General features: G+C 70.9%; 23 protein-coding genes. 18 read left to right on the plus strand and 5 right to left on the minus strand.

The window, feature by feature from the left end:
• Positions 1-116 precede the first annotated feature (116 nt).
• Positions 117-566: a YchJ family protein gene (locus tag OCT49_RS30515; protein ID WP_283855025.1), complete on the plus strand. Its 450-nt coding sequence runs from the start codon at positions 117-119 to the stop codon at positions 564-566.
• Between the two features lie 172 nt (positions 567-738).
• Here the strand turns inward: OCT49_RS30515 and OCT49_RS30520 are convergent, their stop codons facing one another.
• The 3 genes from OCT49_RS30520 to OCT49_RS30530 all read right to left on the minus strand — a co-directional run bounded on the left by OCT49_RS30520 (position 739) and on the right by OCT49_RS30530 (position 3,468).
• The gene (locus OCT49_RS30520; protein ID WP_283855026.1) at positions 739-1,566 is read right to left on the minus strand and encodes a hypothetical protein; all 828 of its coding nucleotides are present in this window, start codon (positions 1,564-1,566) and stop codon (positions 739-741) included.
• 211 nt (positions 1,567-1,777) lie between these two features.
• Complete coding sequence (locus OCT49_RS30525) at positions 1,778-2,041, minus strand: hypothetical protein (protein WP_283855027.1); 264 nt, start codon at positions 2,039-2,041, stop codon at positions 1,778-1,780.
• Positions 2,042-2,253: 212 nt separating this feature from the next.
• Entirely contained in the window at positions 2,254-3,468 is a 1,215-nt protein-coding gene (locus OCT49_RS30530) for a PucR family transcriptional regulator (RefSeq protein WP_283855028.1), read from the minus strand.
• Positions 3,469-4,569: 1,101 nt separating this feature from the next.
• Here OCT49_RS30530 and OCT49_RS30535 point away from each other — a divergent pair.
• The 17 genes from OCT49_RS30535 to OCT49_RS30615 all read left to right on the plus strand — a co-directional run bounded on the left by OCT49_RS30535 (position 4,570) and on the right by OCT49_RS30615 (position 22,042).
• The gene (locus OCT49_RS30535; protein ID WP_283855029.1) at positions 4,570-5,220 is read left to right on the plus strand and encodes a hypothetical protein; all 651 of its coding nucleotides are present in this window, start codon (positions 4,570-4,572) and stop codon (positions 5,218-5,220) included.
• 337 nt (positions 5,221-5,557) lie between these two features.
• Entirely contained in the window at positions 5,558-7,024 is a 1,467-nt protein-coding gene (locus OCT49_RS30540; protein WP_283855030.1) for a DUF6801 domain-containing protein, read from the plus strand.
• A 44-nt stretch (positions 7,025-7,068) separates the two neighbouring features.
• Positions 7,069-8,028, plus strand: a complete 960-nt coding sequence (locus tag OCT49_RS30545; RefSeq protein WP_283855031.1) for a hypothetical protein — start codon at positions 7,069-7,071, stop codon at positions 8,026-8,028.
• A gap of 632 nt (positions 8,029-8,660) precedes the next feature.
• A complete protein-coding gene (locus OCT49_RS30550; protein ID WP_283855032.1) occupies positions 8,661-9,656 on the plus strand; it encodes an ABC transporter ATP-binding protein in 996 nt (331 codons plus the stop codon).
• Complete coding sequence (locus tag OCT49_RS30555) at positions 9,653-10,531, plus strand: MlaE family ABC transporter permease (protein ID WP_283855033.1); 879 nt, start codon at positions 9,653-9,655, stop codon at positions 10,529-10,531. The genes OCT49_RS30550 and OCT49_RS30555 overlap by 4 nt, the downstream gene beginning before the upstream one ends.
• A 3-nt stretch (positions 10,532-10,534) precedes the next feature.
• Positions 10,535-11,338 carry an MlaE family ABC transporter permease gene (locus tag OCT49_RS30560; RefSeq protein WP_283855034.1) on the plus strand — a complete coding sequence of 268 codons (804 nt, stop codon included), beginning with the start codon at positions 10,535-10,537 and terminating at the stop codon, positions 11,336-11,338.
• A complete protein-coding gene (locus OCT49_RS30565) occupies positions 11,338-12,651 on the plus strand; it encodes an MCE family protein (protein WP_283855035.1) in 1,314 nt (437 codons plus the stop codon). Before OCT49_RS30560 ends, OCT49_RS30565 begins: the two co-directional genes overlap by 1 nt.
• Entirely contained in the window at positions 12,648-13,679 is a 1,032-nt protein-coding gene (locus OCT49_RS30570) for an MCE family protein (protein ID WP_283855036.1), read from the plus strand. Before OCT49_RS30565 ends, OCT49_RS30570 begins: the two co-directional genes overlap by 4 nt.
• On the plus strand, positions 13,676-14,695 hold the full coding sequence (locus tag OCT49_RS30575; protein ID WP_283855037.1) for an MCE family protein: 1,020 nt from the start codon (positions 13,676-13,678) through the stop codon (positions 14,693-14,695). Before OCT49_RS30570 ends, OCT49_RS30575 begins: the two co-directional genes overlap by 4 nt.
• Position 14,696: 1 nt before the next feature.
• Positions 14,697-15,809: an MCE family protein gene (locus OCT49_RS30580; RefSeq protein ID WP_283855038.1), complete on the plus strand. Its 1,113-nt coding sequence runs from the start codon at positions 14,697-14,699 to the stop codon at positions 15,807-15,809.
• Positions 15,806-16,942 (plus strand): MCE family protein, encoded by a 1,137-nt coding sequence (locus OCT49_RS30585; protein ID WP_283855039.1) that lies wholly within the window; start codon positions 15,806-15,808, stop codon positions 16,940-16,942. The genes OCT49_RS30580 and OCT49_RS30585 overlap by 4 nt, the downstream gene beginning before the upstream one ends.
• A complete protein-coding gene (locus OCT49_RS30590) occupies positions 16,939-18,201 on the plus strand; it encodes an MCE family protein (protein ID WP_283855040.1) in 1,263 nt (420 codons plus the stop codon). Before OCT49_RS30585 ends, OCT49_RS30590 begins: the two co-directional genes overlap by 4 nt.
• On the plus strand, positions 18,198-18,719 hold the full coding sequence (locus OCT49_RS30595; protein ID WP_283855041.1) for a hypothetical protein: 522 nt from the start codon (positions 18,198-18,200) through the stop codon (positions 18,717-18,719). The genes OCT49_RS30590 and OCT49_RS30595 overlap by 4 nt, the downstream gene beginning before the upstream one ends.
• Positions 18,716-19,348 (plus strand): hypothetical protein, encoded by a 633-nt coding sequence (locus OCT49_RS30600; RefSeq protein ID WP_283855042.1) that lies wholly within the window; start codon positions 18,716-18,718, stop codon positions 19,346-19,348. The genes OCT49_RS30595 and OCT49_RS30600 overlap by 4 nt, the downstream gene beginning before the upstream one ends.
• 53 nt (positions 19,349-19,401) lie before the next feature.
• A complete protein-coding gene (locus tag OCT49_RS30605) occupies positions 19,402-19,932 on the plus strand; it encodes an Rv1363c family protein (protein ID WP_283855043.1) in 531 nt (176 codons plus the stop codon).
• A gap of 72 nt (positions 19,933-20,004) precedes the next feature.
• Complete coding sequence (locus OCT49_RS30610) at positions 20,005-20,796, plus strand: hypothetical protein (RefSeq protein WP_283855044.1); 792 nt, start codon at positions 20,005-20,007, stop codon at positions 20,794-20,796.
• A gap of 22 nt (positions 20,797-20,818) precedes the next feature.
• Positions 20,819-22,042, plus strand: coding sequence for a lytic transglycosylase domain-containing protein (locus OCT49_RS30615; protein ID WP_283855045.1), 1,224 nt, complete (start codon positions 20,819-20,821; stop codon positions 22,040-22,042).
• Positions 22,043-22,238: 196 nt separating this feature from the next.
• Here OCT49_RS30615 and OCT49_RS30620 read toward each other — a convergent pair whose 3' ends face one another.
• Together OCT49_RS30620 and OCT49_RS30625 are read right to left on the minus strand one after the other, a co-directional pair.
• Positions 22,239-24,521, minus strand: coding sequence for a DEAD/DEAH box helicase (locus tag OCT49_RS30620; RefSeq protein WP_283855046.1), 2,283 nt, complete (start codon positions 24,519-24,521; stop codon positions 22,239-22,241).
• A 98-nt stretch (positions 24,522-24,619) separates the two neighbouring features.
• Positions 24,620-25,402 (minus strand): IclR family transcriptional regulator, encoded by a 783-nt coding sequence (locus OCT49_RS30625; protein ID WP_283855047.1) that lies wholly within the window; start codon positions 25,400-25,402, stop codon positions 24,620-24,622.
• Between the last annotated feature and the right edge of the window lie 199 nt (positions 25,403-25,601).

Here is a 25,601-nt window from a genome sequence, read left to right on the forward strand (position 1 = left end):
CTCCGTCCCGGATCCCCCGGTTCCGACCGCCGCCCCACCTCCCCGGCCCGGCCGCCCCGTCCGGTGCGCACCCACCGGCGTTCCGCCTCGGCCGTACCACGGGTCACAATGGGCACATGTCACGACGCACCACACGACGGGGCCGGCCCGCCCCCGCCGGAGCACGGACCCCCGGGGTCACCGCGGAATCACCGTGCCCGTGCGGCCTGCCCGCCACCTACGCGGACTGCTGCGGTCGTCTGCACGCCGGGACCGCCGCCGCGCCGACCTGCGAGTCGCTGATGCGCTCCAGGTACACCGCCTTCGTCGTCCGGGACGCGGCGTACCTGCTGCGCACCTGGCACCCCGACACCCGGCCGCCCGCCGTCGAATTCGACCCCGGCACGCGATGGGTGCGCCTGGAGGTGCTGGAGACTACGGAGGGCAGCCCGTTCCACACCACGGGAACGGTCACCTTCCGCGCGCACTACACGGATGACGGCCGGCCGGACTCGCTCCACGAGAAGAGCCGGTTCGTCCGGCACGACGGGGCCTGGGTGTACGTGGCCGGGGTCTTCGTCGACTGACAGCGAGGACCGGGTTCCGGCGGTGCGGGTCGAGCACGGGCGGCGCGGGTCGAGCAGGGGCGGCGCGGCGGCACTCCGTGCGGCGGAGGCGGTCTCGCCGGCGGTGGTGGTCACGTCCGCACCTTCGCACCGGCTGCCGCCTCCCGCATGCGGGGGACGGCCGGACGTGTCGTCAGCCCAGCAGGTCCCGCAGGGAATCCTTCATGCGTGCCACGAAGGCGTCCCGCACGGGCCGTGCCACCCGGTCCAGCGAGAGATACGGATTGAGGTCCTCCAACTCGACGAGCAGCAGCTCGCCCTGAGCGGTCCGGCAGGCGTCGATCCGCTGGATGCCGTGTTCGAGGGTGTTCCACTCCACGAACCCGCGGGCGAACTCCAGATCCGCCGTGCTCGGCTCGTACGGCTCCAGGACCCATCGCCGCTCCGGGTGCGGGGCGTAGAGGGCGTACTGGAAGTCATGGTCGACGAAGTAGAAGGACACCTCGTAGCGGAAGTCGATCCGGGGCTGGACGAGCATCGTGCCGTCCTCCTCACCCGCCAGCGTCGCTTCCCGCACGAACCGCAGGCCGACCGAGTCCGCCCCCAGCTTCGGCTTGACCACGTACTGCGCCGCCCCCGGCAGCGTCCCCAGATCGGCCGCCCGGTCCACCGTGGGGATCACCGGCCGGCCGTCCCGGCTCAGATCGACCAGGTACTGCTTGCCCGCCATGTCCCCGCGCCCGTGCAGCGGGTTGTAGACCCGGGCGCCCAGCTCCCGGGCCCGCGCGCGGAACGCGTCGTACGCCTCCTGGTAGTGCAGCACGGGGCCGCTGTTGCGTATGACGGTCACGTCGAAACCGCCCAGCAGCGCGGCGGCGTCCCGGGGGTGGCAGAGGGCGACGTCGAAATCCTCCCGCAGCCGTGAGGTCAGATGGATGTCCTCGTCGCAGTAGCGGCGTCCGCGCGCCTCGTAGGCGAGGTCGGTGACGAAGAGGACGGACGGTCGGGGTCCGGAGGGCATGTGGTTCTCCCGGGGCGTGTCGGTGACCGGATGATCAATGACCGTGACGGTGCTGCCCGTTCCCGGCCCCGGAGCGCCACGACGGCCGCCCCGTACGGGTCGACCGCGTCGCAGCACCGCACCTGACGACATCCTCCCGCCCGCCCCCGCGGCCGCTCCCCGCGGGGCGTACCGGATCATGCGCCGGGCGGGGAGCGGCGAGGGCTCCCGGTCACCACGGGCTGCCGGGGCGCACCGGGAGCCGGGGGTGGTGGGCGGCGAGGATCTTGTTGGCCCGGGCCAGGTCGGAGAGCGCCTGCTCGCGGTCGGCCCGGTCCTCGACGCAGAGCAGCGGACCGCGGAAGCGGCGCACCTCGCGCGCGGCGCAGTCGGCGTCGAACTCCGCCTGCAGGATGTGCGGCGGGATGCAGGACCCGATCAGCGCGGCGACCCGGTCCGGGATCGGCACGGGGACGAGGAGGTGCGAGGCGGTCATGGGTGGTTCCCTCTCGGAACGGCCGGCCAGGAGGTGGTACGGGGTGCGGCCGCAGGGTGGGCGGCCGACTCCTCCATGTGTACGGCACGCAGTTCCGGGTTTCTCGTTGAGAACGTCTCCGTGTGGCAACCGTTTGAGAGTGACCGGCTATTTCTCTTTACTCACAAGTAAGTTGACTCTTGGTGAGTGACGTGCTCCGGCTGGAAGTCGACTCAGAGCAGGGATTCGCCGCTCCGGTCCCGCAGCCGGAGCGCACGCAGGACGGCCTCGGTGGAGAACCGGCTCTCGGGATCGGTCAGCTGCTTGCCGAAGATCGACTCGAGATTGCGCATCCGGTAGCGGACCGTCTGGGGGTGGACGTCCAGCAGCTCGCCCATGTGGGCCGCGGTGCCCCGGGTGTCCAGCCAGATCCGCAGGGTCTCCACCAGCCGTTCCCGGCGGGTGGTGCTGATGTGGGAGATGGGGGCGAGTTCGCGCCGGGCGAGCTGGTCGACCAGGACCGGGTCGGAGAGCAGCCACAGGGTGATGAGGTGGTCCTCGCAGAGGATGACGGGCGCGTCGTCGATGACGTTGGTGTCGACGAGTTCGAGCACCCGCCGGGCCCAGCGGATCGAGTCCGAGGCCAGGGCGGTGGGCACGGTCAGGCCGATCGCGGCGTGGGTGCCGAGGAGCGCCTCGTCCAGCATGCGTCTTCGGGCGTCGTCGAACGCGCCCGGGACGAGTAAGTGCGGCTGGGGATCGCTGAGATCGGCCAGGACGTCGCGGTCCGCCACGGCCCGGTCCAGGGCGGCGGGGGAGCGGACGGCGACCAGGGTGACCTCGTCGGGCAGGGTCCAGCCGGTCTGCTCGCACAGTTCCGCGATCGCGGTACGGGGCGCGGGGCGGCCGGCGAGGATCAGGTGCAGCAGGCGCCGGCGCATCGCCTCGGTCTGCTCGCCGGTCTGCGACTGCACCTCCAGGAAGCCCTCGCGGGACAGGGATTCGAGCTCGTCGATGTAGGCGAAGAGGGCGTCGGCGAAGCTGAGCATGAGGCTCGGCGAGAAGTTGTGGCTCCGGCCGACCTTCTTGGCCCGGCGCAGCGCGACCCGGGCCCCGAGGCGGTAGGCGCCCTGGAGCGTCTCCATGGTGCGGCCCTCGTACGCCTCGAAGCGTCCGAACCGGCGGCACATGTCGTCGCGCAGTGAGGTAGAGGTGGACGGCTCGGCGACCAGGTCCACGAAGGAGGAGAGGCTCTGCTCGACGCCGACCCGGATGGCCTGCCCGTTGGGGCCGTTGAGCAGCCGGGCGTACTCCGGGTAGGCCCGGGTGACCTCGACCCCGATCTCCTTGATCAGGCTCGGCAGTTCGGGCCGCATGATGGCGGCGAATTCCTGGGGGAGCGGCCCCAGCGGATCCCCCGTGTCCGACGGCTGTACGAGTTCTGGCATGACTGTCCCTTTGCTCTCCGGCGCCCGGTGGGGGGTCAGGCGGTGGGGAAAGCGCTCCCACGAACCGACAGGTGCGTACCAAGTTCGCGATGAAGATAGACCAAGTCAGCGGTCGTGCCCACCACTTGGGCACGACCGAAGTGCGGGGGAAACACGGCCCGGAGCCGTTGGGGGTGCTTCGGTGCAGGTGAGGCGGGAGTGCTCACTTCCGGACAATGTTTTTCGGACTTCTGCTCTGTCGCGGACAAGAAAGTAACCGTGGGTAACCAATTCTCGGCAGGGGGATTGGTGGGGTTTCGTGCGGGTGGTGCGCATTCTTCCGTGGAGGCGCTCCCGCGGTACGGTGACCGCCGTACCGCGCTCCGGTCCGCAGGGTGCCGAAGGCGCGGAAAACAGTCTTGTGGAGATGCGTTCTTCGGTTTCGGGAAATTATTGAGGGATTCGCGGGGGAGTTTCGGAGCCGGTCGGCCGGAATGAATAACTCGTCAGCCTCTTTGCGGCCGGAGCCGATTGGCCCGGGAGGCCGGGGCGTTCCGGGGTGCCGGGGCCGGGGCGTCCTGGGCGCGGCCTTGGACGGTTGCCGTGCGCGGTGCGGGCCTCGGCCGTACCGGCGGGCGGGCCTCCGGTGCGTCCTGGATCCGGGGGCATGGTTTTTCCTGGTGCTCCGCGCAGTTCAGCGGGGCGGCGGGCGCGGGGGCCGGGTCGGCATTCGGCCGCCCCGCCGACGATCTTACCGACGGGTAGGAGACGCCCCGGCGGTCCGGTCCGAGCTTGCCGACTGTGTCAGGGGTGAGTGTCCGGACCCCTCACAGGCATATGACACGCACGTAACTACTCACTTTCGTATAGAAAACCGTGGCGATCTGCTGAGTTCTCGCTAAGGCGGAATGCATTTGCCGAGAGGGGGCGGGAATTTCTGCGTCGGGTATTGCCGCGCCGGGCTACTGGCTCGTAACGTTCGATCCGCACGGAGTTCGATCACGCAGTCGAGTCCATCGACTTCTGCGTCCACGATGTGAGCCGCCCTCGTAGCCGGTCATTCCCAGGCTCTGGTGCGAGGTAATCGGGTACGTCCAACTCCACTTCCCGGAGGTAAGTTCCGTGAGAAAGACCCTCAGCCGCGCCCTGTTCGCCACCACCGTCGCCGCCGCCGCGCTCGGCCTCGCCGCGACGTCCGCCTCGGCCACCGCCCTCGCGGGTTGGACCGTCACCAACCCCAACGCGGACGGCAGCTTCGCCGCCACGCTCAAGGCCGGCACGGTGGCGACCCTGGTCGACACCACCACCGGCCAGCAGGTGGACTGCTCGGTGTCCCCCGCAAGCGGCACCGCCCCGAGCGGTACCTACTCCTCCGGCGTGGGCCTCGCGAAGATCACCTCGGTCACCTGGGGTTCCGCGGCCAGCCCCTGCCCCGGACCGCTCGGCTCCAGCTTCACCGCCGCGCTCGCTCCTGGTGCCGTCATCAGCATCGACGCCGCCAGCTACAGCGGGGGCGTGACCTCCGGGTCCCTGACCGGGGTCAAGGTCAACCTGACGGGCGACACCATCCTCGGGGTCTGCACCGCCGTGATCAGCGGGTCCGTGAACAACGTGACGTACAACAACGCGACCGGCGAGCTCGACATCAACAACGGCTCCGGCCTGAAGGTCCTGAGTGCCACGAACTGCGCGGGTCTGCTCAACGCGGGTGACTCGGCCACGTTCGACGCGACGTACAAGGTCACCAACCCGATCAGCATCACCTACTCGTGAGCCGCTGACCGCGCCCGGGGTCCCCCGCGCCGCTCCCGAACGGAGCCGGCGCGGGGGATCCGGCCGCAGTCGAACCCATCTGCAGTGAGGGCGTGCATGAACATCCTCCGGCGTTTCCCGACGGCAGCTCCCGAGGCGACGGCAGCTCCCGGGGTGGTGGCCGCTCCCGGTCGGCCCGTGACATCGGCGTCGGCGACACCGGTGGGCTCCTGGACCGTGAGCGACCCCCGCCCCGGCGGGTCCTTGAATTCCCCATGAGTCACCGGCCGCGAGGGGGCGCGAGCTGCTCCCCTTTGCGGACGACCAGTCAGCTCCGAGACAACGGCAGGTTGCCGAGATGAGAATGAAGTCGATCCGCTCCCGGCGATGGGGCCAGGTCGGTGCCGTCGGCGGGATGGCCCTGTTGGCAGGGCTCATGCCGGGTACGGGTGTGGCCGGCGGGAGCCATGTGGTGGAGACCCGGCTCGGGTACTCCTGCACGACGGCATCGGGCGAGCACGGGGCGGACGTGACCGTCTCCGTGGAACTGCCGGTGAGCTCCCCGGTGGGCGTCGCGGTCCAGCCGGAACAGGTGCGGATCGGCCTGGCGCTCGCGCCGGAGCTGCTGGGCGAACTGCCCGAGGGGGAGTCCCCCGTACTGTCCGGGGCGGCGAGCCTGTGGACGACGGTCACGCAGAACGGCGTGTCGACGGACGTGATGTGGCAGGCCCTGGAGATCCCGGAGTCGGCCGTCGCCGCGGACCGGCCCACGGATGTCGGGGCGAGCGGGGCGGTGCCCACCGTGACACCCCGGTCCGGCGGCGCGATGGTCTTCGCGGCGGGCAAGCTGCAACTGGACCTGGTGGTCCGGCCGTCCGGCGGGGAGACGCCCGAGCCCACCGTCGTCCCGGTGACCTGCACGGCCGACGCGGACCAGTCGGCGGAGCTCGGGACCGTGCGGGTGCCGGCGCCGTCCGACGGCACCGTGCCCGGTGCGCCGGACGGCCCGGACGCGGGCACCACGCCGCAGGAGGACGCCCGGAACGCGGACGCCGGGGTCGCGGCGGACACCAAAGAGGTCACGGCGCCGGACCTCCCCGGCTGCAAGATCCTCTACGGCCCGGTCACCGCGCCGCCCAGAGCGGCGCACGGCTACATGGCCGGCTACGCCAATGTGAACAAGCAGAAGGCCGCCACGAAATTCCAGGACCCGGCCCATCTGCTGCTCCAGCTCAATTCGATGCTCGCGGTCTACAGCTGCCCCACCGGCTCGCTGACCTGGGTCCACAGCGAAGGCACGATGGACCACCGGGGCAAGCCCCAGATGCCACCCGCCCGGTCGACCTTCCTGACCTTCGGGTTCATGCCGACGACGGCCACCGTCGAGATGTCGCTCACCGGTCCCGTCTACATCGACACGTTCAACGACGGGGCGCCGGACCCGGTGACCGGCCGCCGGAAGGAATCCACCACGGCGACGGCCCAGGTGAGCCTGCGGCTGTACGACGTGTCGGTGAACGGCACACCCCTCGACGTGGGGCCGAACTGCCGCACGGCCCGGTCGATGGAGCTCGCCCTCGTCGGCAAGGGCTCCACCGGTGCGGGGCCGGACGAGGGGTACACCGTCAAGTCCGGCGGCCCGCTCCTCGGGTCCGCCGACGTCCCCCCGTTCACCGGCTGCGGAGTGACCGAGGACCTGGACAACGTGTTCACCGCCGCGGTCTCCGGACCGGGGAACTACACCAAGATGATGCAGAGCCCGCTCTGCGTGGACGGCGCGCCGGCGCACTGCCCGGAGCCCCCGAGGCCCAAGCCCGAACGCTGAACGCGCACCCCTTTACTTCTTTCCTCAGAAAGGCTGGACGATCAATGAGTGCTGCCCCGAAGCGAGTCAGACCCGCTCTTGTCGGCGCGTTGCTGGCCGTCGCGGTGGGAGTCCCGCTGAGCACCTCGCCCGCGAGTGCCGCCTCCGCCCAGGGGATGAACGGCAACTGGGCGCCGTTCAGCCGCTGTCCGGTCGACGACCCGGCCATGCTGGCCGCGGACGGTGTGAACGAGATCGCGATGTGCGTGTCCTCGCATTCCGAGAGCGGCTCCATCAAGCTCGGCAATACCGAGGCGACGACCGGCGCCAACGACCTGCAGTTCGGCATCGTCCGCAACACGGCGACCGGCGCGTCCAAGGTCGTGCCGGCCGCGGGCGGATCGATCGTGGGGGCCCCGACGGAGATCCCCGGCGGACTCCTCGGCCTGATGTGCCCGAGCGGCGTCCCGGTCGTCTCGGAGATCTGCAAGGCCCTGACGGACAACAGCCTCAACCGGGTCGTCGCCACGGTGCAGTCGGTGGGCACGCCCACGAACTTCGACCTGACGGCCGGCATGCAGAGCGGGAGGACGATCGTCGACATCCCGGTCCGCATCCACCTGGAGAATCCCTTCCTGGGCTCGAAGTGCTACATCGGCACCGCCTCCGACCCGATCGTGCTGAGCCCGCGCAACCTCACCCAGCCCGCCATCGGCAGCCGCCGCTTCGACGCCGACGGCACGGCGAACACCGGGGGCTTCCTCAACCGGATCGAGCTGACCGGCAACGCGCAGGGGGACGCGGCCTTCGCGGTGCCCGGCGTGAGCGGCTGCGGCCCGCTGACCCTCGGCGAGCTGAACTGGGCGGTCAACCTGAAGACGGGCCTTCCGTCGGCCTCCGGCAAGAACAGCCTGACGCTCGACAACGCCGCCACCTACACGGCGGGCCTGGCACTGCCGGGAGCGTCGGCCCCCGAGGCCGGCCGGCGACTGGCGGAGAGCTGGCACACGGGAGCGGCGAAGTAGCCGAGGACTTCCTGGACGCCGGTGATCCGATTGCTCGTCGGGGCGCCCGGCCGTGTTCAGCCGGCACCACCCGTTCCGTCCCTTCGTCCGCCCCGCCCGAATGGTGTTGCCGGGCGGGGCGGACGTGTGCGGTGGGCTTTTCGCTCCTTCTGTTCCCTGCGCCGTGATTACTCACTCATCGACAATCCGATGGAATCGAATGCTCACTCGGAAACAAAAAGGGGCGAGAAGTCGGGTCGCCCTGGAGAAAGTTTACGAACCAGTATTGCGAAGCCAGGTTACCGAGCCGTAGCGTCCCGGTTGAGCAGCGAGGAAGCGTATCCGTGACTGCTCGTCCGGTACCTCGGGAACCCCGATGGATCCGACCCCTCCGGCCATCGGAATCCAGCCTTCCGGCCGGAAGGTTTGCGCATGTTTCGACAAAGTCGCCGTACGGCTTTGTCACTTGTTGACAAGTGGCCCGTACTGCACCTCAGATTCGTCGATTTCCGCTGCTCAACGGCTTGTCCTGGCGGTTTCGACAGACATAGCGTGTGCGCCCCCTGGTGCATGTGTGACGAGCCGCCATTGGATTTACCGGAGCCGGAGCGCTGACAGATGACTTCGTTCACAGAAACTTCGAAGGAGGGCCGATGGGAATCGAAGTAGTCGTCGAGGGCCTGACGAAGTCCTTCGGCAAGCAGAACATCTGGCAGGACGTCACCCTCACGCTGCCCGCCGGCGAGGTGAGTGTGATGCTCGGCCCTTCCGGCACCGGGAAGACCGTCTTCCTGAAATCCATCATCGGTCTGCTGAAGCCGGAGGAGGGCCGCGTCCTCATCAACGGCGTCGACATGGTGAACAGCCCGGAACGCGAGATCATGGAGACCCGGAAGCTCTTCGGACTCATGTTCCAGGACGGTGCGCTCTTCGGATCGATGTCGCTCTTTGACAACATCGCCTTCCCGCTGCGCGAGCACACCCGCAAGAAGGAATCGGAGATCCGCCGGATCGTCATGGAGCGCATCGACATCGTCGGGCTCCTCGGCGCCGAGGACAAACTGCCGGGCGAGATATCCGGCGGCATGCGCAAGCGGGCCGGCCTGGCCCGCGCCCTCGTCCTGGACCCGCAGATCATCCTCTGCGACGAGCCGGACTCCGGACTCGACCCGGTCCGCACCGCGTACATCTCCCAGCTGCTCATCGACCTCAACGCGCAGATCGACGCGACGATGCTCATCGTCACCCACAACCTCGACATCGCGGCCACCGTCCCGGACAACATGGGCATGCTGTTCCGCCGCAACCTGGTCACCTTCGGACCGCGCGAGGTACTGCTCACCAGCGACATGCCCGTGGTCTCCCAGTTCCTCGCCGGACGCCGCGAGGGCCCCATCGGGATGGCCGAGGAGAAGGACGCCGCCACCCTCGCCGCCGAGGAGATCAACGGCTACGGGGTCGGCATCAGCTCCGCCAACGCGCCGCGCACCGTCGTACCGCAGCTGGAGCCGTCACCCGGCCTGCCCGTGCGGCAGGCCGCCCTGCGCCGCCGGGAACGGGTCCTGTCGATGATGGGCCAGCTGCCCGAGGCCGCCCGCACCGCGATCATGAAGAGCTACGCCCCGGCCACGGGCGGTGGGAACCCGTGACGGCCCCCATGCCGGTACTGCCCCCCGACCCGCCCCCCTCCGGCCCGGACGGCGCGGACGACACGGGCGGACGGAAGACGCCCGGGGCCTCGCGGCAGAAGCAGCCGACCCAGCTCCTCGCCCCGCTGCGCGAGACCGGGAAGCTCTTCTCCCTCGCCGCGACCGTGAGCCGGGAGATGTTCCGAAGGCCCTTCCAGTTCAGGGAGTTCGTCGAACAGTTCTGGTTCGTCGCCAGCGTCACCATCCTGCCCGCGGCACTCGTCTCCATCCCGTTCGGCGCGGTCATCGCCCTCCAGGTCGGCTCGCTGACCCAGCAGCTCGGCGCCCAGTCCTTCACCGGCGGCGCCAGCGTCCTCGCCGTGATCCAGCAGGCCAGCCCGATCATCGTGGCGCTGCTGATCTCCGGTGCGGCGGGCTCGGCCATCTGCGCCGACCTGGGCTCCCGGAAGATCCGCGAGGAACTCGACGCGATGGAGGTCATGGGCGTCTCGCCCATCCAGCGCCTGGTCGTCCCGCGCGTCCTGGCCACCATGCTGGTGGCCGTCCTGCTGAACGGCCTGGTCTCGGTCGTCGGCACGCTCGGCGGCTACTTCTTCAACGTGATCCTCCAGCACGGCACCCCCGGCGCCTACCTGGCCAGCTTCTCCGCCCTCGCCCAGCTCCCCGACCTGTACATCAGCGAGGTCAAGGCGCTCATCTTCGGTTTCATCGCGGGCATCGTCGCCGCCTACCGCGGACTCAACCCGCGCGGCGGCCCCAAGGGCGTCGGCGACGCGGTCAACCAGTCCGTCGTCATCACCTTCATGCTGCTGTTCTTCGTGAACACGGTCCTCACGACGATCTACCTCCAGATCGTCCCCGCGAAGGGGAGCTGACCGATGTCGATGCTCAGCTGGCTCGATCGATCCGGTGAACAACTCACCTTCTACGTCCGGGCGTTGATCTGGATACCGCGCACCCTGCGCCGCTACCTGCGCGAGGTCCAGCGGCTGCTGGCCGAAGTGGCCTTCGGCAGCGGCGGCCTCGGGGTCATCGGCGGCACCATCGGCGTGATGGTCGCGATGACCCTCTTCACCGGCACCGTCGTCGGCCTCCAGGGCTACGCGGCCCTCAACCAGATCGGCACCTCCGCCTTCACCGGCTTCATCTCCGCCTACTTCAACACCCGCGAGATCGCCCCGCTCGTCGCCGGCCTCGCGCTCTCCGCGACCGTGGGCGCCGGCTTCACCGCCCAGCTCGGCGCCATGCGGATCAACGAGGAGGTCGACGCCCTGGAGTCGATGGGGGTGCGGTCCATGCCGTACCTCGTCTCCACCCGGATCATCGCCGGGGTCGTCGCGATCATCCCGCTGTACGCGATCGGGCTGCTCTCCTCGTACCTCGCCTCCCGCTCCATCACGATCCTGTTCAACGGACAGTCCGCGGGCACGTACGACCACTACTTCGACCTCTTCCTCTCCCCGGACGACGTGCTGCTGTCCGTGCTCAAGGTGCTGATCTTCAGCGTCATGGTGATCCTCGCCCACTGCTACTACGGCTTCCACGCCACGGGCGGGCCCGCCGGGGTGGGGGTGGCGGTCGGCCGCTCGGTGCGCAACGCCATCGTGCTCATCAGCGTCACCGACTTCTTCCTCTCCCTCGCCATCTGGGGCGCCACGACGACGGTGAAGGTGGCAGGCTGATGAACTCCCGACGCGCGCAGACCGCCCGCCACCGGCTCGCCGGAGTCGCCTTCCTCCTCGTGCCCGCCGTACTCGTATGGGTCTCGGTCTCGGTGTACCGGAAGGACTTCACCGACGACGCCACCGTGACCGTACGCACCGGCAGTGCCGGCAACGAGATGCACCAGAACGCCGACGTGAAGCTGCGCGGCGTCGTCGTCGGACAGGTCCGCGGCATCGCGGCCGACGGCGACGGGGCCCGGCTCACCCTCGCCATCGACCCCGACGAAATGGACCGGATACCGGCCGACGTCACCGCCCAGATGCTGCCCACCACGCTCTTCGGCGAACGGTTCGTGGCACTCGTGCCGCCCGCGACACCGTCCGCGCGGACGCTGCGGGCCGGGGCCGTCATCCCGCAGGACCGCTCGAAGAACGCCATCGAGCTGGAGGAGGTCCTCGACAACGTCCTGCCGCTGCTGACCGCCGTGAAGCCGGAGAAACTCGCCTCCACCCTCGGCGCGGTCTCCCGGGCCCTGGAAGGACGCGGCGAGAAGCTCGGCGACACCCTCGTCAGGCTCGACGCCCACCTGGCGAAGTTCAACCCCCAACTCCCCACGCTCAACGCCGACATCAAGGAACTCGTCAAGGTGAGCAAGGTGTACGGGGACGCCGCCCCCGACATCCTCGACGCGCTCACCGACTTCACCACCACCAGCGGCACCGTCGCCGAACAGCAGGCGCAGCTCGCCGACCTGTACGGGGCCACCACCGCCTCCGCGCAGGACATCACCTCCTTCCTCCGGGAGAACAAGGACAACCTGATCCGGCTCGCCGCCACCAGCCGGCCGACCCTGGAACTCCTCGCCCGGTACTCGGACGAATTCCCCTGCACCCTGCGGACCATGGCCGGTTTCGTCCCCGCCATGGACAAGGCGCTCGGCAAGGGCACCGACCAGCCCGGACTCCACGTCTCGGTCCAGCCCGTGAAGTCCAAGGGAAAGTACGTGCCGGGCAAGGACACCCCCGTCTACGACGCCACCGGCGGACCGCACTGCTACTCCGTGCCGTACGTCGGCAGGACCGTACCGACCGCGGACGCCCGCACGGCACCGGCCGCCTCGCAGGAGAACGCCGCGCACGGTGACGGAACGGACCGGGCCGCACGGCCCGACCGGGGCCCCGCCCTCGGCATGCCCAACTCCCCGCAGGAGAGCCGGCTCGTGAACGAGCTGGTCGCCCCCTCACTGAAAGTCCAGCCGCAGACCCTGCCCGACTGGAGCAGCGTGCTCATCGGTCCGGCCTTCCGCGGTGCGGAGGTGAAGCTCAAGTGAAGCGCCGTTCCCTCGCCGGTCCGCTGACGAAATCGATCGTCTTCATCCTGGTGACCGTGCTCGCCACCACCGTGCTGGCACTGTCCATCGCCAACACCGGAGTCGGCGAGACCACCGAGTACAAGGCCCGGTTCACCGACGTCACCGGACTGATCGTCGGCGACAGCGTCCGGATCGCCGGGGTCAAGGTCGGACAGGTCGAGTCCATCGAGGTGGCCGACAAGAGGCTCGCCGAGGTCGGCTTCGCCGTCCGCAAGGGACGCAGGCTCCCCGCCTCGGTCACCGCGTCGATCAAGTACCTCAACATGGTCGGCCAGCGGTACGTCGACCTCGACCGGGGCGCCGGGCCGGTCGGCGAGAGCTTCGCCGCCGGAGCGACCATCCCGGTCTCCCGCACCACCCCGGCACTCGACCTCACCCAGCTCTTCAACGGCTTCCAGCCGCTGTTCGAAGGACTCTCCCCGCCGGACGTCAACCAGCTGGCCGGCTCCATCGTCCAGGTGCTCCAGGGCGAGGGCGGCACCGTCGACAGCATCCTCTCCCACGTCGGCTCGCTCACCGGCACGATCGCCGCCAAGGACAAGGTGATCGGAGAGGTGATCAAGAACCTCAACACGGTCCTGAAGACCGTCAACGACCGCGAGGACGGCTTCAACGACCTCGTCGTCACCCTGCAGGAACTCGTCACCGGATTCTCCGGCGACCGCAAACCGCTGGGCGAGGCGGTCACCGCCATGGGCGCGCTCACCACCGTCACCGCGGACCTCTTCGAGGACGGCCGCAAGCCGCTGAAGAAGGACATCGAGGAACTCGGCCGGCTCTCCGACCAGTTGGTCGAGGGCACCCCGCAGATCGAGAACTTCCTGAAGAAGACCCCGGCCAAGATGACGGCGATCAGCCGGATCGCCTCGTACGGCTCGTGGCTCAACCTCTACCTCTGCGAGGCCAAGGTCGGCGGAGTGACGACCGAGGACGGCAGCGCCCCGCCCACCGGCATCGCGATCACACAGCCGAGGTGCCTGGCATGAGAATCACACCCGTACGGGAACGCAACCCCGTCGCCGTCGCCGTGGTGGGACTGATCCTCCTCGCCCTCCTCGCGCTGGGCGCCTACCGCGCCGACTCGCTGCCCTTCCTCGGCGGCGGCACCACCTACAGCGCCGACTTCACCGAGTCCGCCGGACTGGAGGAGGGCGACGAGGTGCGGGTCGCCGGCGTGAAGGTCGGCGAGGTCACCGGAGTGTCGCTGGACGGGGCCAAGGTGAAGGTCGGCTTCCGGGTCGAGGACGCCTGGATCGGCAACGCCTCCACCGTCGGCATCGCCATCAAGACGCTGCTGGGCGAGAAGTACCTCGCCGTCGACCCGCTGGGCGACGCCCCGCAGGACCCGGACGAACGCATCACGGCGAGCCGCACCACCTCCCCGTACGACGTCACCCAGGCGTTCAACGGACTCGGCGAGACCATCGAGGAGATCGACACCGACCAGCTCGCCAAGAGCTTCGAGACGATCTCCGCCACCTTCAAGAACTCCCCGCCGGACGTGAAGAGCGCCGCCGAGGGCCTCTCCGCCCTCTCGAAGACGGTCTCCGAACGCGACGCCCAGCTCGCCACCCTCCTCAAGGGCAGCAAGCAGCTCACCAAGACCCTCGCCAACAAGAAGAGCAGCTTCGAAACCCTGCTGGAGGACGGCAACCTGCTCCTCGGCGAGATCCAGGCCCGCCGCGACTCCATCCACCTGCTGCTCACCGGCACCCGGAACCTCGGCACCCAGATCACCGGCCTGGTCAAGGACAACAACAAGCAGCTGAAGCCGACCCTGGACTCGCTCGGCCGGGTCACCGCGGTCCTGGTGAAGAACCGCAAGAGCCTCGACAAGGTGCTCTCGCTCGCCGGTTCGTACAACCGGCTCGTCGGCAACACCCTCGGCAACGGACGCTGGTTCGACAACTACGTCTGCGGACTCGTCCCGAAGGAATACCTGCCCGCCGGCACACCCCCGGCGACCGGATGCATGCCACCCGAGCAGCGAGGCGGCCGCTGACATGAAGATGAAGCGCATCGTCGGCATGGGCGCCGGACTCGTCGTGGTGGCCGTCGCGGTCACCGGCGGGGTGATGGCCATGGACGACGAGGGAACGACGACCATCACCGCCCACTTCGACCGGGCCACCGGAGTGTACGCCGGATCGGACCTGCGGATCCTCGGCGTCCGGGCCGGCCGGGTCGAATCGGTCACGCCCCGGGGGGAGGAGGTCGAGGTCACCCTGCGGGTCGACAAGGGCGTCAAGGTCCCCAAGGGGGCGCACGCCGTGGTCGTCGCCCCCAGCCTCGTCGCCGACCGCTACATCCAGCTCGCCCCCGCCTACGACGGGGGACCGCTGATCGAGGACGGCGCGGTGCTGCCGGCCGCGAAGAACGCCACCCCCGTCGAGGTGGACCAGCTGTACGACTCCATCACGAAGCTCTCCAAGGCCCTCGGCCCGGAAGGGGCCAACGCGAACGGGGCGCTCTCCGGACTCCTCGACACCGGGGCCGAGAACCTCGACGGCAACGGAAAGGCCATCGGGGACTCCATCGAACAGTTCGGCAAGGCCACCAAGACCCTCGACAAGAGCAGCGGGAACCTCTTCGACACCCTCTCCTACCTGCAGACCTTCACCACCATGCTGAAGGAGAACGACGGCAATGTGCGCGCCGCCGAACAGCAGCTCAACACGGTCACCGGATTCCTCGCCGACGACAAGGAGAACCTCGGCGCGGCCCTGAAGGAACTGGGCACCGCGCTGGGCCAGGTCAAGGGCTTCATCCAGAAGAACCGCGGCGCCCTGAAGGCGAACGTGGAAGCGCTGGTGCCGATCACCCAGACCCTGGTCGACCAGCGCGCCTCGCTCGCCGAGTCGCTCGACACGCTGCCGCTCGCCGCGGACAACGTCCTCAACGCCTACGACCCGGCGCACCGCACGCTCAACGGCCGCACCAACCTCAACGAACTCTCCATGGGCGGACCGCTCACCGGGGCCGCCGCGCTCGCCGGCCTCACTCCGGTGGACACCGCCCGCCGCAAGGCGCTGCCCGCCCTGCCGTTCCCGGCCGTCGGCACCGTCTACGGCACCCCGGCGAGCACCGCCACGGACAAGAAGGGGGCGAACCGATGAGCCGAGTCCTGCGCAGACCCGGAGCCCGCACCACCGGCATCGCCGCACTGCTGGCCGTGGGCGTCGGACTGACCCTGGTCGTCACCGGCTCCGGCCTGCCCGCCTTCACCGGACTCGACCAGGTGCCGCTGCCCGGCGGCGCCGACCTCGGCGACCACCCCTACGAGGTCACCGCGGAATTCGCGGACGTCCTCAGCCTCGCCCCGCAGGCATCGGTGAAGGTCAACGACGTCGCCGTCGGCCGCGTCACCAAGGTCTCCCTCGGCTCGGGCAGCTGGAACGCCAAGGTCACCATGCGCGTCAACGGCAAGGTCGAACTGCCCGCCAACGCCTACGCCCACCTGGAACAGTCCAGTCTCCTCGGGGAGAAGTACATCCAGCTCGCCGCCCCCGCACGCGGCACCGCACGGGGCAGGCTCGCCGACGGGGACCGCATCCCGCTGAGCCGGACCAACCGGAACCCCGAGGTCGAAGAGGTCTTCGGCGCCCTGTCGATGCTCCTCAACGGCGGCGGCGTCAACCAGCTCAAGACCATCACCACCGAACTGAACAAGGCACTCTCCGGACGCGAACCCCAGGTCCGCTCCATGCTCGGCCGGGTCGACACCCTCGTCACCAACCTGGACGAGCACAAGGAGGACATCACCGACGCGCTCGACGGGGTGAACCGGCTCTCCGCCACCCTCGCCACCCGCAAGCGGGACGTCGGCACGGTCCTCACCGAACTCACCCCCGGCATGAAGGTCCTGGAGAAGCAGCGCGGCTCGCTCCTCACCATGCTGCGCTCGCTCGACACGCTCTCCACCGTCGCCGTCGACACGATCAACAAGAGCAAGGCCGACATGATCGCCGACCTCAAGGCCATCGCCCCGACCCTCAAGGCACTCGCCGACTCCGGCCAGGACCTGCCCGATTCCCTCCAGGTGCTGTTCACCTACCCGTTCACGGACGAGGTGCTGCGCGGGGTCAAGGGCGACTACCTCAACGTCTACCTGGATGTGACGGCCATGCCCGGCACGCAGATCATCCCCTCGCTCGTCCCCCCGGCCACTCCGCAGACCGGGGCCGGCACGACACTGCCGCTGCCCCTTCCCGCGGTGGGGTCGGCGGAACCGAAGGGGGGCAGCCGATGATCACCCTCGCCATCCGGCTCAAGAACATCTCCTTCCTCGTCATCGCGGTGCTCGTCCTCGGCTTCCTCGGCATCCGGTACGCCGACCTCGGGCACTACGTCGGCCTGCGCAGCTACTACACCGTCAAGGTCCAACTCCCGCGCACCGGGGGGCTGTACACCCACTCCAACGTCACCTACCGGGGCGTCTCGGTGGGCCGGGTCGGACCGATCGAGCTGACCGACGAGGGGGTCGAGGCCGAACTGCGCATCGAGAAGGACGCCCCGAAGATCCCGGACGGCCTCAAGGCCGTCGTCGCCGCCCTCTCCGCGGTCGGAGAGCAGTACATCGACCTGCGGCCCACCCGCTCCGAGGGCCCCTACCTGGCGAACGGCTCCGTCATCGACCAGGCCGACACCACCGTCCCCGCCCCCGTCACCGACGTGCTCACCGGCGTCGATGAGCTGGCGGGCTCCGTGGACCTGGAATCCCTGCGCACCGTCGTCGACGAGTTCGGCACCGCGTTCGAAGGCCGCGGCGACGACCTCCAGGTCCTGCTGGACACCGGGAGCGACTTCGTCCGGGCGGCCGACGACGCCCTGCCGGTCAACACCCGGCTGATGGCCGACGCCCGCACGGTGCTGCGCACCCAGGCCGAACAGGGCGAGGCGCTCAAGGGCTTCGCCTCCGGCGCCAAGGAACTCGCCGCACAGCTCAAGGACTCCGACACCGACCTGCGCGAACTGATCGCCGCCGCCCCCGGCGCCGCGGTACAGATGAGCGGACTGCTGCGGGACATCGACCCGGCCTTCGGCGTCGTCGTCGCCAACCTCCTCACCACCTCCGAAGTGGCCGTCACCCGCCAGCGCGGCATGGAGGAACTCCTGGTGCGACTGCCCGCGGTGGCCGCCGCCGGATCCAGCGCGATCGACGGGGACGGCGCCCGGTTCGGCATGTCGGTCACCTTCTTCGAACCGCTGCCCTGCACCGCCGGATACGGCGGCACCACCTACCGCAACGGCCTGGACACCACGCCCGGACCGGCCGTCAACACCAAGGCCCGCTGCACCTCGTCGCCCGGCACCGGCATCAACGTGCGCGGCAGCGCGAACGCGCCGAAGGGCGGACCCGTGCCCGAGCCCGCCCGGCCCGGCTCGATGCTCCTGGGGAACGGCACGACGAACCGGCTGCCGGGAGCCCTCGGCGTCGCCCCGGACCCCGCACCGGCCACCGACGGCATGGCCGGACTGCTCGGACTCGGACGGGGGAGCGGCGCATGACCTCGCGCACGAAGACCCTGGGCGGCTGGGCGGCGCTGCTCGTCGCCGCGCTGATCTGCGGCCTCGGCGGCTGGTCGTACGCACGGGCCCGAGGCGACGACGACCTGGCGTACGCGAAGAGCCGGGACGCCGCGCTGGCCGAGGGCAGGAGCCGCCTCGCCCGGTTGAACAGCCTCGACGGCAAGGACGCCGGGAGCGTGGACGCCGGCCTCGGGGCCTGGCTCGACTCCTCGACCGGACCGCTCCACGACCAGCTGGCACGCACCCGGAGCAAGGACGCCCAGGAACTGGCCAAGGCGGGTGCCACCGCCCGCGGGAAGGTCACCGACGCGGCGCTCACCGCGCTCGACGAACGCACCGGCACGGCGGAGATGATCGCGACCGTCGACGTCGAGGTCACTCCGCGCACCGGGAAGGGCGGCACCGAACGCAAACGCTTCGAGGCCACCCTCGCCCGGACCCCGGACGGCTGGAAGATCAAGGCGCTCACGGCGATCGCGGCCGGGGGCGGCGCATGAAGGAACGGGGAGGGACGGCGGTCGTGCGCACGGACGTGGACACACCGGACGCCGAGGAGCTCGCGGAACCCGGCACGGACGCCCGGGAGGAGCCGCCCGGACAGCCGGAATCCGGGCAGCCGGAACCCGGGCGGAGGTGGCCGCGCCCCGTGGCGGCCGTCTTGACGGCCGCGCTGCTCGTGACGGGCGGTGCGTTCTTCGTCGCGGGCGAGAAACTGCGCGACACCCCCGCCACGTCGAACCACGCGCTGACCGACAGCGAGGCGACCACCCGGGTCGCGGGCGACGTCAGCAACGCGCTGGGCAAGGTCTTCTCGTACAGCCCGCAGGCCACCGCCGTCACCAAGGAAGCGGCGAAGAAACTCCTGGCGGGCAAGGCGCTCCAGCAGTACGCGGCGCTGTTCGGCCAGGTCGAGAAGCAGGCCGCCGACCAGAAGCTCACGCTCACCACCCACGTCGTGCGCGCCGGGGTGACCCGGCTGACGGACGACAGCGCCCACCTGCTCGTCTTCCTCGACCAGGTCTACGAGCGCGAGGGCAGGCGGGCCACCACGGCGGCGGCGCAGCTGTCGGTCACGGCCCGGCTGCGGGACGGCCGGTGGACCGTCGTGGAGATCACCGCCAGATGAAAGAGCCGCACGCGCGCGACTCGGCACGCAGGGGCCGGCAGGGAGAGGGAACGATGGCACGGATACGGACGACGGTGAACCCGCTGGTGGCGGCGGCGATCGTGCTGACGGTCGCGGCCGCCGGCGCGGCGGTCCGGGGCGGGGTGTCCCGGTACGAGGCCGCGCACGACGAGTCGGCGGCGTACGCGCAGGCCCGCGACGAGGCGCTGGCCGCGGGGGAACAGGCCGTGCAGAACATGAACACGCTCGACCACCGCAAGCTGGAGCAGGGCCTCGACAGCTGGTCCGACTCCACCACCGGCGACCTGCACCGGCAACTCGTCGACGGGCGGGACGCGTTCGTGAAGCAGATCCGGGAGGCGAAGACGGTCAGCACCGCCCAGATCCTGTCCGGGGCGGTCACCGAACTCGACGACCGGGCGGGCAGGGCCGGAGTCATGGTGGCGCTGCGGGTCACCGTGACCGCGCCCGAGGGCAAGCCCGCGGTGAAGGAGAGCCGGATGCTCGGACAGCTCACCCGCACCGCCGAGGGGTGGAAGCTCAGCGCCCTCGGCCAGGCGCCCGTCGGCAACACGGCCGGCTGAGAGCCCGGTCGGAGGCCGCCCGACGGCTCCGACGCCACCGACTCCCACCCGCCACCGAGAGGACCCCCGCACATGTCGACGACCCGCCACCTCGTCAACCGCCGGCGCCGACTGGCCACCGTCGCCGCGGAACGCGCCGCCACCACCATCGCTCCGCAGCGCGGACCGGAGGACCCGGCCCGGCCCCGGGACGAGTCCGCGCCAACCCCTGACGGGCCGGACACCACCGCCGACGACGAGCGGACGACGGAGGAGAAGGGGGAGACCCCGAACGGAGCGGAACCGGAGGGGGAGGAGCCGAAAGGGGAGAAGCCGAAGGGAGCGGGGACGAAGCGCGAGTGGATGCCCCGGCTCCGCATCCGGCTCCCCGTCGTTCTCGGCGTCCTCACCGTGCTCCTCGGGGCCTACGCGGCCTGGGCGTTCGCCTCGGCCGACGACCTGCGCGACGACCCGGCCCGGCAGAACACCGCCCTCACCGACATCGCCCGCACCAGCGAGGTGAAGGGCCAGATCTCCGAGGCCGTCGGCGCGGTCTTCTCGTACGACTACGCCTCGCCCGCCAAGTCCGAGCAGGCGGGGAGGCGCCATCTGACCGGCAAGGCGGTCCAGCAGCACCGGGACATGCTCGCCCAGGTACGCGCCCAGGGACAGAAGCAGAAGCTGGTGCTGACCACGACCGTCACCGACAGCGGGGTGGAACGCCTGAACGGCGACCGGGCCCGGCTGCTGATCTACGCCGACCAGAGCAACACCCGTACCGGCAAGGCGGAGGAGACCACCTACGCGGCGGCCATGTTCGCCGTGGACGCCGTCCGGCGCGACGGCACCTGGCGGATCTCCGCCATCGACACGTTCACCCGGTGACCCGGGGCGGAGGGGAGCACGCATGAGGTTCAACGGCACGATGCGCCGCGGACTCGGCGGCACGGCGGCCGCCGTCGCGGCGATGGCCGCGCTCACCGCGTCCCAGGCACCGTCACCGGCCGGCCACGAACCGACCGCGAAGGAGCGCCGGGAGGCCGACGAGGTCACGTGGTCGCAGGTCCCCAACGACGACTCGTACCACACCGAACTGCCCCCGCTGCAGTCGCCCGAGCCGCCGAGGGCCGGGAAGAAGCGGAACCCGGACGCCGTCCGCTCGTGGACCGAGGCGGGCATCCCGGCCACCGTCCTCGCCGCCTACCGCAAGGCGGAGGGCGCCCTCGGCCGGACCGACCCCGGATGCCGCCTGCCCTGGCAACTGCTCGCGGCGATCGGCAAGGTCGAGTCCGGCCAGGCGGGCGGGGGACGGGTCGACGCCCACGGCACGACGACCACCCCGATCCTCGGCCCGGTGCTCGACGGCTCCGGATTCGCCCGCATCCGGGACACCGACGGCGGCGCGTACGACGGCGACCGGACGTACGACCGGGCGGTCGGACCGATGCAGTTCATCCCCTCCACCTGGGCGCGCTGGGGCAAGGACGGCAACGGTGACGGCCGCCGCGACCCCAACAACATCTACGACGCCGCCCTCGCCGCCGGGCACTACCTGTGCGCCGGCCCCCGCGACCTGTCGGTGAAGGCCGACCTGGACCGGGCGATCCTCGGCTACAACCACTCGGACACCTATCTGCGCACCGTGCTGTCCTGGCTGGAGTTCTACCGCAAGGGCGTCCACACGGTGGCCGACGGCAAGGGCACCGTCCCGAAGAGCCCCGGCGCGGGCGGCCCCAACAAGCCGAAGCACCCGGTCGGGGGCCCCGGCACGGGCGGCGGCATCATCGTGGGCCCGCAGCCCGGCGGATCGCCCGGCCCGTCTCCGTCCCCGACCACCGGCCCGAACCCCTCCGGATCGCCCACCGGCTCCCCGGACCCGACCGGTTCCCCGGAACCCACCGGACCGGGCAGCCCCTCGCCCGACCCGACCGACAGCGGACCGGGCACCCCCGACCCCGGCACGAGCCCCGACCCCAGCCCCTCGGATTCCGCCCCGGCCTGCCCCACCGACTCGCCGAGCCCGAGCCCGGACCCGGCCGACCCGTCCGGCGGCGCCGAGGAGCCGTCGCCCGACCCGGGAACGACCGAGGACCCGTGCGCCACCCCGTCCGGGACGCCGTCAGCCGGCTGAGAACCCTCCCGGTCAGGTCGTACCACCGCACCACCTCCTCCAGTTGCGCGTACGTGCAACCGGTGGGGTGCGGTCCGGCCGCGGGAGGGTCCCCGTGCCGGGCCACGGGCCGCACGGCGCGACGGCCCACCGCACGGCCGCGGGCGACAGGACGTCACCCGACAAGGACGCGCACGGGAACTGACGCGGGAGGCCGTCAGTTCTCCCGGGTCGCTTCGGCCGGGGCCGCGCCCCCCTCCGCCCCGGCCGGGGCGGACGCCTCCGCCACCGCGTCATCCCCCTCGGCCCGCGCCCCGTCCGCCCCGGTGGCCAGGCGCAGTTGCTCCTCCTCGACGATGCGCCGGGCCAGCGCCCCGTCCGACACGTCCACGGCGTCCGGCATCGTCTCGGCGACATCGCTGCGCCGGGCGTACAGGTCGAACAGCTGTTCCTTGCGGGCCAGGATCTCCAGCATCCGTTCGTCGACGCTGTCGGTCGCCAGGAGCCGGTGCACCCGGACGGTCCGTATCTGCCCCATCCGGTGGGCGCGGGCCACCGCCTGGTGCTCCATGGTCGGTTTGATCTGCGGTTCGCAGAGGATGACCACCGACGCCGCCTGCATGTTCAGCCCGACCCCGCCGGCCTGGATCTGGCTCAGCAGCACGGCATGGCCGTCCACGGCGGCGAAGTCGTCGATCAGCCCCTGCCGCCGGGCGGCCGGAACGTTTCCCGTCAACGGGCCGAACACCCGGGAATCCAGGGCCTGTCCGACGGTGAGGAGCACCTCGCGGAAGTACGAGAACACCACCACCTTGAGCCCGTTGTCGGCGGCTTCGGCCACCAGCTCGCGCAACCGGTTCAGCTTCGCCGACGTGGCGGGCCGGGCGTACGCCGCCCGGCGCATCCGCATGAACTGCCCGGCGCCCACGGCCTCCCGGTAGGCGGCGAGGTCGTCCGGGCTGAACTCCTCCCACTCGTCGACCTGCACCACCGCCGGGAGTTCGGCCAGCACGTCCTCCTGGTTGCGCCGCAGATAGGCCGGGGCGACCGCCCTGCGGAACGCGAGCGAACCGGCCGCCCCGTGGGTGGTGTGGATCGAGGGCGCCAGTTCGGGCTGGAGGTGGCGGACGAGGCTGCGGAACTCCTCGACCCGGTTCTCCATGGGCGTACCGGTCAGGAACAGCACCCGGTCGGTGCGCTGCGTCCAGCCGGAGACCGCCCGGGAGCGCCGGGTCTCGGGATTCTTGACGTAATGGGCCTCGTCGACCACCAGCATCCCGGGCCGTATGCCGCAGTCCCGGGCGTCCGGCAGGGTGTGCAGGGCGTCGAACGTGGTGAGCGCGACCCCGCCTGTGCGGCGCCACTCGTCGAAGGCGCCCTGCCGCTCGGGGCCGTGCACCGGCAGGGCGGGCAGGGTGGAACGGGCCCGGACCTCACGCGCCCAGTTGATCAGCACGCTCGCCGGGCAGACCACCAGGAAGTGCGTCTCGCCCCGCGCTGAGAGGTGCGCGAGCGCGGCGATGGCCTGGACGGTCTTCCCCAGCCCCATCTCGTCACCGATGATCACCCGCTTCTGCGTGAGCGCGAACCGGGCGCCGAACGACTGGTAACCGCGCAGGGAGACCCGCAGCCGGGCGTCGTCCAGCCGCAGATCGCGCACCCGGTCCGCCATCGCGGACGGGAGGAACCCCTCGGCCGCGTCCCGGTCGGGCCCGGTGCCCGACAGCTCGGCGATCAGGCCGTAGTACTCGGCGGACCGCAGCTCGAAGTCCACCCACGCCGCGACGTCCGACTCCGCCTCCCGCAGCAGATCCACCGAGACCTGCCCGAACAGCGCCGGGAGCTCGCGCCCGGCCGCCTCGGCGACGACCTCCTGCACCCCGCTCACGGCCGCCATGACCTGGGAACGGGTCTGCCGCCGGGCGAACAGCATGCGCAGCCGCGCCCCGGCCGGTGCCGCCTCGGCCAGCAGGGGTTCCAGGCGCCCGACGAGCCGGCCCGCCGCGTCCACCGCGCGGCGGACCGCGGGACCGGCTTCGACCAGCCGGTACAACGCGGTGACCAGCGCGGTCGTGGCCTCGTCCGGGGCGTCCACGTCCAGCCGGACCGTGACCGTGTCCCGCACCGCGTGGGCGATCTGCCCGGCGGCGGCCAGGGCCTGGTCGGCGGTCTGCGCACCGACCCCGGGGATCTGGCGCAGCTCGTAGCGGCTCGCCCCGTGCACCAGACCCACGGTGGTGAGACCGGCCTGCTCGATCGCGCCGATCCGCAGCCTGCCCTCGGTGACGTCCCTGAGCCGGGAGACGGGGATGACGGCGAGCTCCTGGCCGACCAGGGAGTCGACCAGTGGATTCAGCGCGGTCCGCACGGCCTCCACGGCGCGGGTGTGGTCGGCGCGCACGGCGCGCGCGGTCTCCAGCAGCCGCTCGGCCCGCACCAGCAGCTCCCGGGCGACCCTCCCCGTGGGCGCGTCCGCCCCGGTCGGTACGGCCTCTGTCATGTACGTCCCTCTTGTCCCCGCGGCCCGGCCGCCGTCCTGCCCGGCACCCGCCCCGGCCGGTTCATATCGTGCCACGCGGTACCGACAGGGCCGCCGGCTCAGGGGGCGGGCGGGCGCCGTTCCGCCGGGGAGAGCAGCAGCACCTCCAGGGCGCGGGCGCAGGAACGGGCCTGCGCCAGGAACCAGCCGGTGCGCCCGGCCGTGATCACGGCCGGTGTGGCCCGGACCGCCAGGGCGAAGCGGGCGTACCCCGCACCGTCCAGCACCGGAACCGCCAGGGTACGTACCCCGTGGGCCGACTCGCCGTCGTTGAGGGCGTGGGCATCGGCCCGTACCTTCGCCAACTCCGCCTCCAGCAGTGCGGGTTCGACGATCGTGCGGTCCGTGAAGGCGGGCAGCGGAGGAAGCGAGAAGGGGCCGCCCTCGCCCGGCCGGGCCCAGGCCAGCAGGACCTTGCCGAGCGCCGTGGAGTGCAGTGGCCTGCGCAGCCCCACCTTCGGGGTGACCGAACCCCCCGCGACGATCACCGCGTGGGGACCGCTGCGCAGCGCCAGGTCCACCGTGGCGCCGGTGCGCTCGGCGAGATCGCTCAGCTCGGGGGCGGCCAGATGCAGACCGCGCTGGTGGTACGAGAGCCGGCCCAGCTCGGTCACGGCGGGGCCCAGCCGGTAGCGGGACGTACGGAGGTCCTGCTCCAGGAAGCCCGCGCCGAGCAGGGTACGGGCCAGCCGGTGTGCGGTGGAGGTGGAGAGGCCGAGACGACGGGCGAGGTCGGAGGCGCTGAGGTCGGGGCCGTTGTCGTGGAAACAGTGCAGGACGTCCAGGGCGCGCCGGACCGCCTGCGCTCCACCGGGCGCGCGCACTGCCGCGGCCTCGGTCATATCGGTTCACTCTCCGCTCATGAGGGGGTGGCAGGGGGTGTCGAGTTGCCACACTACGGGAGCCGGAGCGCCGGGAAACCGGCTGGTGAAACACTGCGTTCACACCGAATCCCACATCATGGGAAGCGAGTTGTGCGGCGGTCGCGGGGCGTGGCAGTGTGCAGCACGTCAGCACCGACGAGCAGAAGGGAGCAGTGCC

Source organism: Streptomyces sp. ML-6 (assembly GCF_030116705.1).
Taxonomy (GTDB): domain Bacteria; phylum Actinomycetota; class Actinomycetes; order Streptomycetales; family Streptomycetaceae; genus Streptomyces.

Bases quoted from the DNA above. Each gene is read 5' to 3' on its own strand.
- OCT49_RS30545 (WP_283855031.1), top strand. From the start codon at position 7,069: ATGAGTGCTGCCCCGAAGCGAGTCAGACCCGCTCTTGTCGGCGCGTTG.
- OCT49_RS30580 (WP_283855038.1), top strand. From the start codon at position 14,697: ATGAAGATGAAGCGCATCGTCGGCATGGGCGCCGGACTCGTCGTGGTG.
- OCT49_RS30620 (WP_283855046.1), bottom strand. From the start codon at position 24,521: ATGACAGAGGCCGTACCGACCGGGGCGGACGCGCCCACGGGGAGGGTC.
- OCT49_RS30525 (WP_283855027.1), bottom strand. From the start codon at position 2,041: ATGACCGCCTCGCACCTCCTCGTCCCCGTGCCGATCCCGGACCGGGTC.
- OCT49_RS30540 (WP_283855030.1), top strand. From the start codon at position 5,558: ATGAGAATGAAGTCGATCCGCTCCCGGCGATGGGGCCAGGTCGGTGCC.
- OCT49_RS30605 (WP_283855043.1), top strand. From the start codon at position 19,402: ATGGCACGGATACGGACGACGGTGAACCCGCTGGTGGCGGCGGCGATC.
- OCT49_RS30565 (WP_283855035.1), top strand. From the start codon at position 11,338: ATGAACTCCCGACGCGCGCAGACCGCCCGCCACCGGCTCGCCGGAGTC.
- OCT49_RS30585 (WP_283855039.1), top strand. From the start codon at position 15,806: ATGAGCCGAGTCCTGCGCAGACCCGGAGCCCGCACCACCGGCATCGCC.
- OCT49_RS30575 (WP_283855037.1), top strand. From the start codon at position 13,676: ATGAGAATCACACCCGTACGGGAACGCAACCCCGTCGCCGTCGCCGTG.
- OCT49_RS30625 (WP_283855047.1), bottom strand. From the start codon at position 25,402: ATGACCGAGGCCGCGGCAGTGCGCGCGCCCGGTGGAGCGCAGGCGGTC.
- OCT49_RS30550 (WP_283855032.1), top strand. From the start codon at position 8,661: ATGGGAATCGAAGTAGTCGTCGAGGGCCTGACGAAGTCCTTCGGCAAG.
- OCT49_RS30600 (WP_283855042.1), top strand. From the start codon at position 18,716: ATGAAGGAACGGGGAGGGACGGCGGTCGTGCGCACGGACGTGGACACA.
- OCT49_RS30595 (WP_283855041.1), top strand. From the start codon at position 18,198: ATGACCTCGCGCACGAAGACCCTGGGCGGCTGGGCGGCGCTGCTCGTC.
- OCT49_RS30590 (WP_283855040.1), top strand. From the start codon at position 16,939: ATGATCACCCTCGCCATCCGGCTCAAGAACATCTCCTTCCTCGTCATC.
- OCT49_RS30610 (WP_283855044.1), top strand. From the start codon at position 20,005: ATGTCGACGACCCGCCACCTCGTCAACCGCCGGCGCCGACTGGCCACC.
- OCT49_RS30560 (WP_283855034.1), top strand. From the start codon at position 10,535: ATGTCGATGCTCAGCTGGCTCGATCGATCCGGTGAACAACTCACCTTC.
- OCT49_RS30520 (WP_283855026.1), bottom strand. From the start codon at position 1,566: ATGCCCTCCGGACCCCGACCGTCCGTCCTCTTCGTCACCGACCTCGCC.
- OCT49_RS30515 (WP_283855025.1), top strand. From the start codon at position 117: ATGTCACGACGCACCACACGACGGGGCCGGCCCGCCCCCGCCGGAGCA.
- OCT49_RS30530 (WP_283855028.1), bottom strand. From the start codon at position 3,468: ATGCCAGAACTCGTACAGCCGTCGGACACGGGGGATCCGCTGGGGCCG.
- OCT49_RS30615 (WP_283855045.1), top strand. From the start codon at position 20,819: ATGAGGTTCAACGGCACGATGCGCCGCGGACTCGGCGGCACGGCGGCC.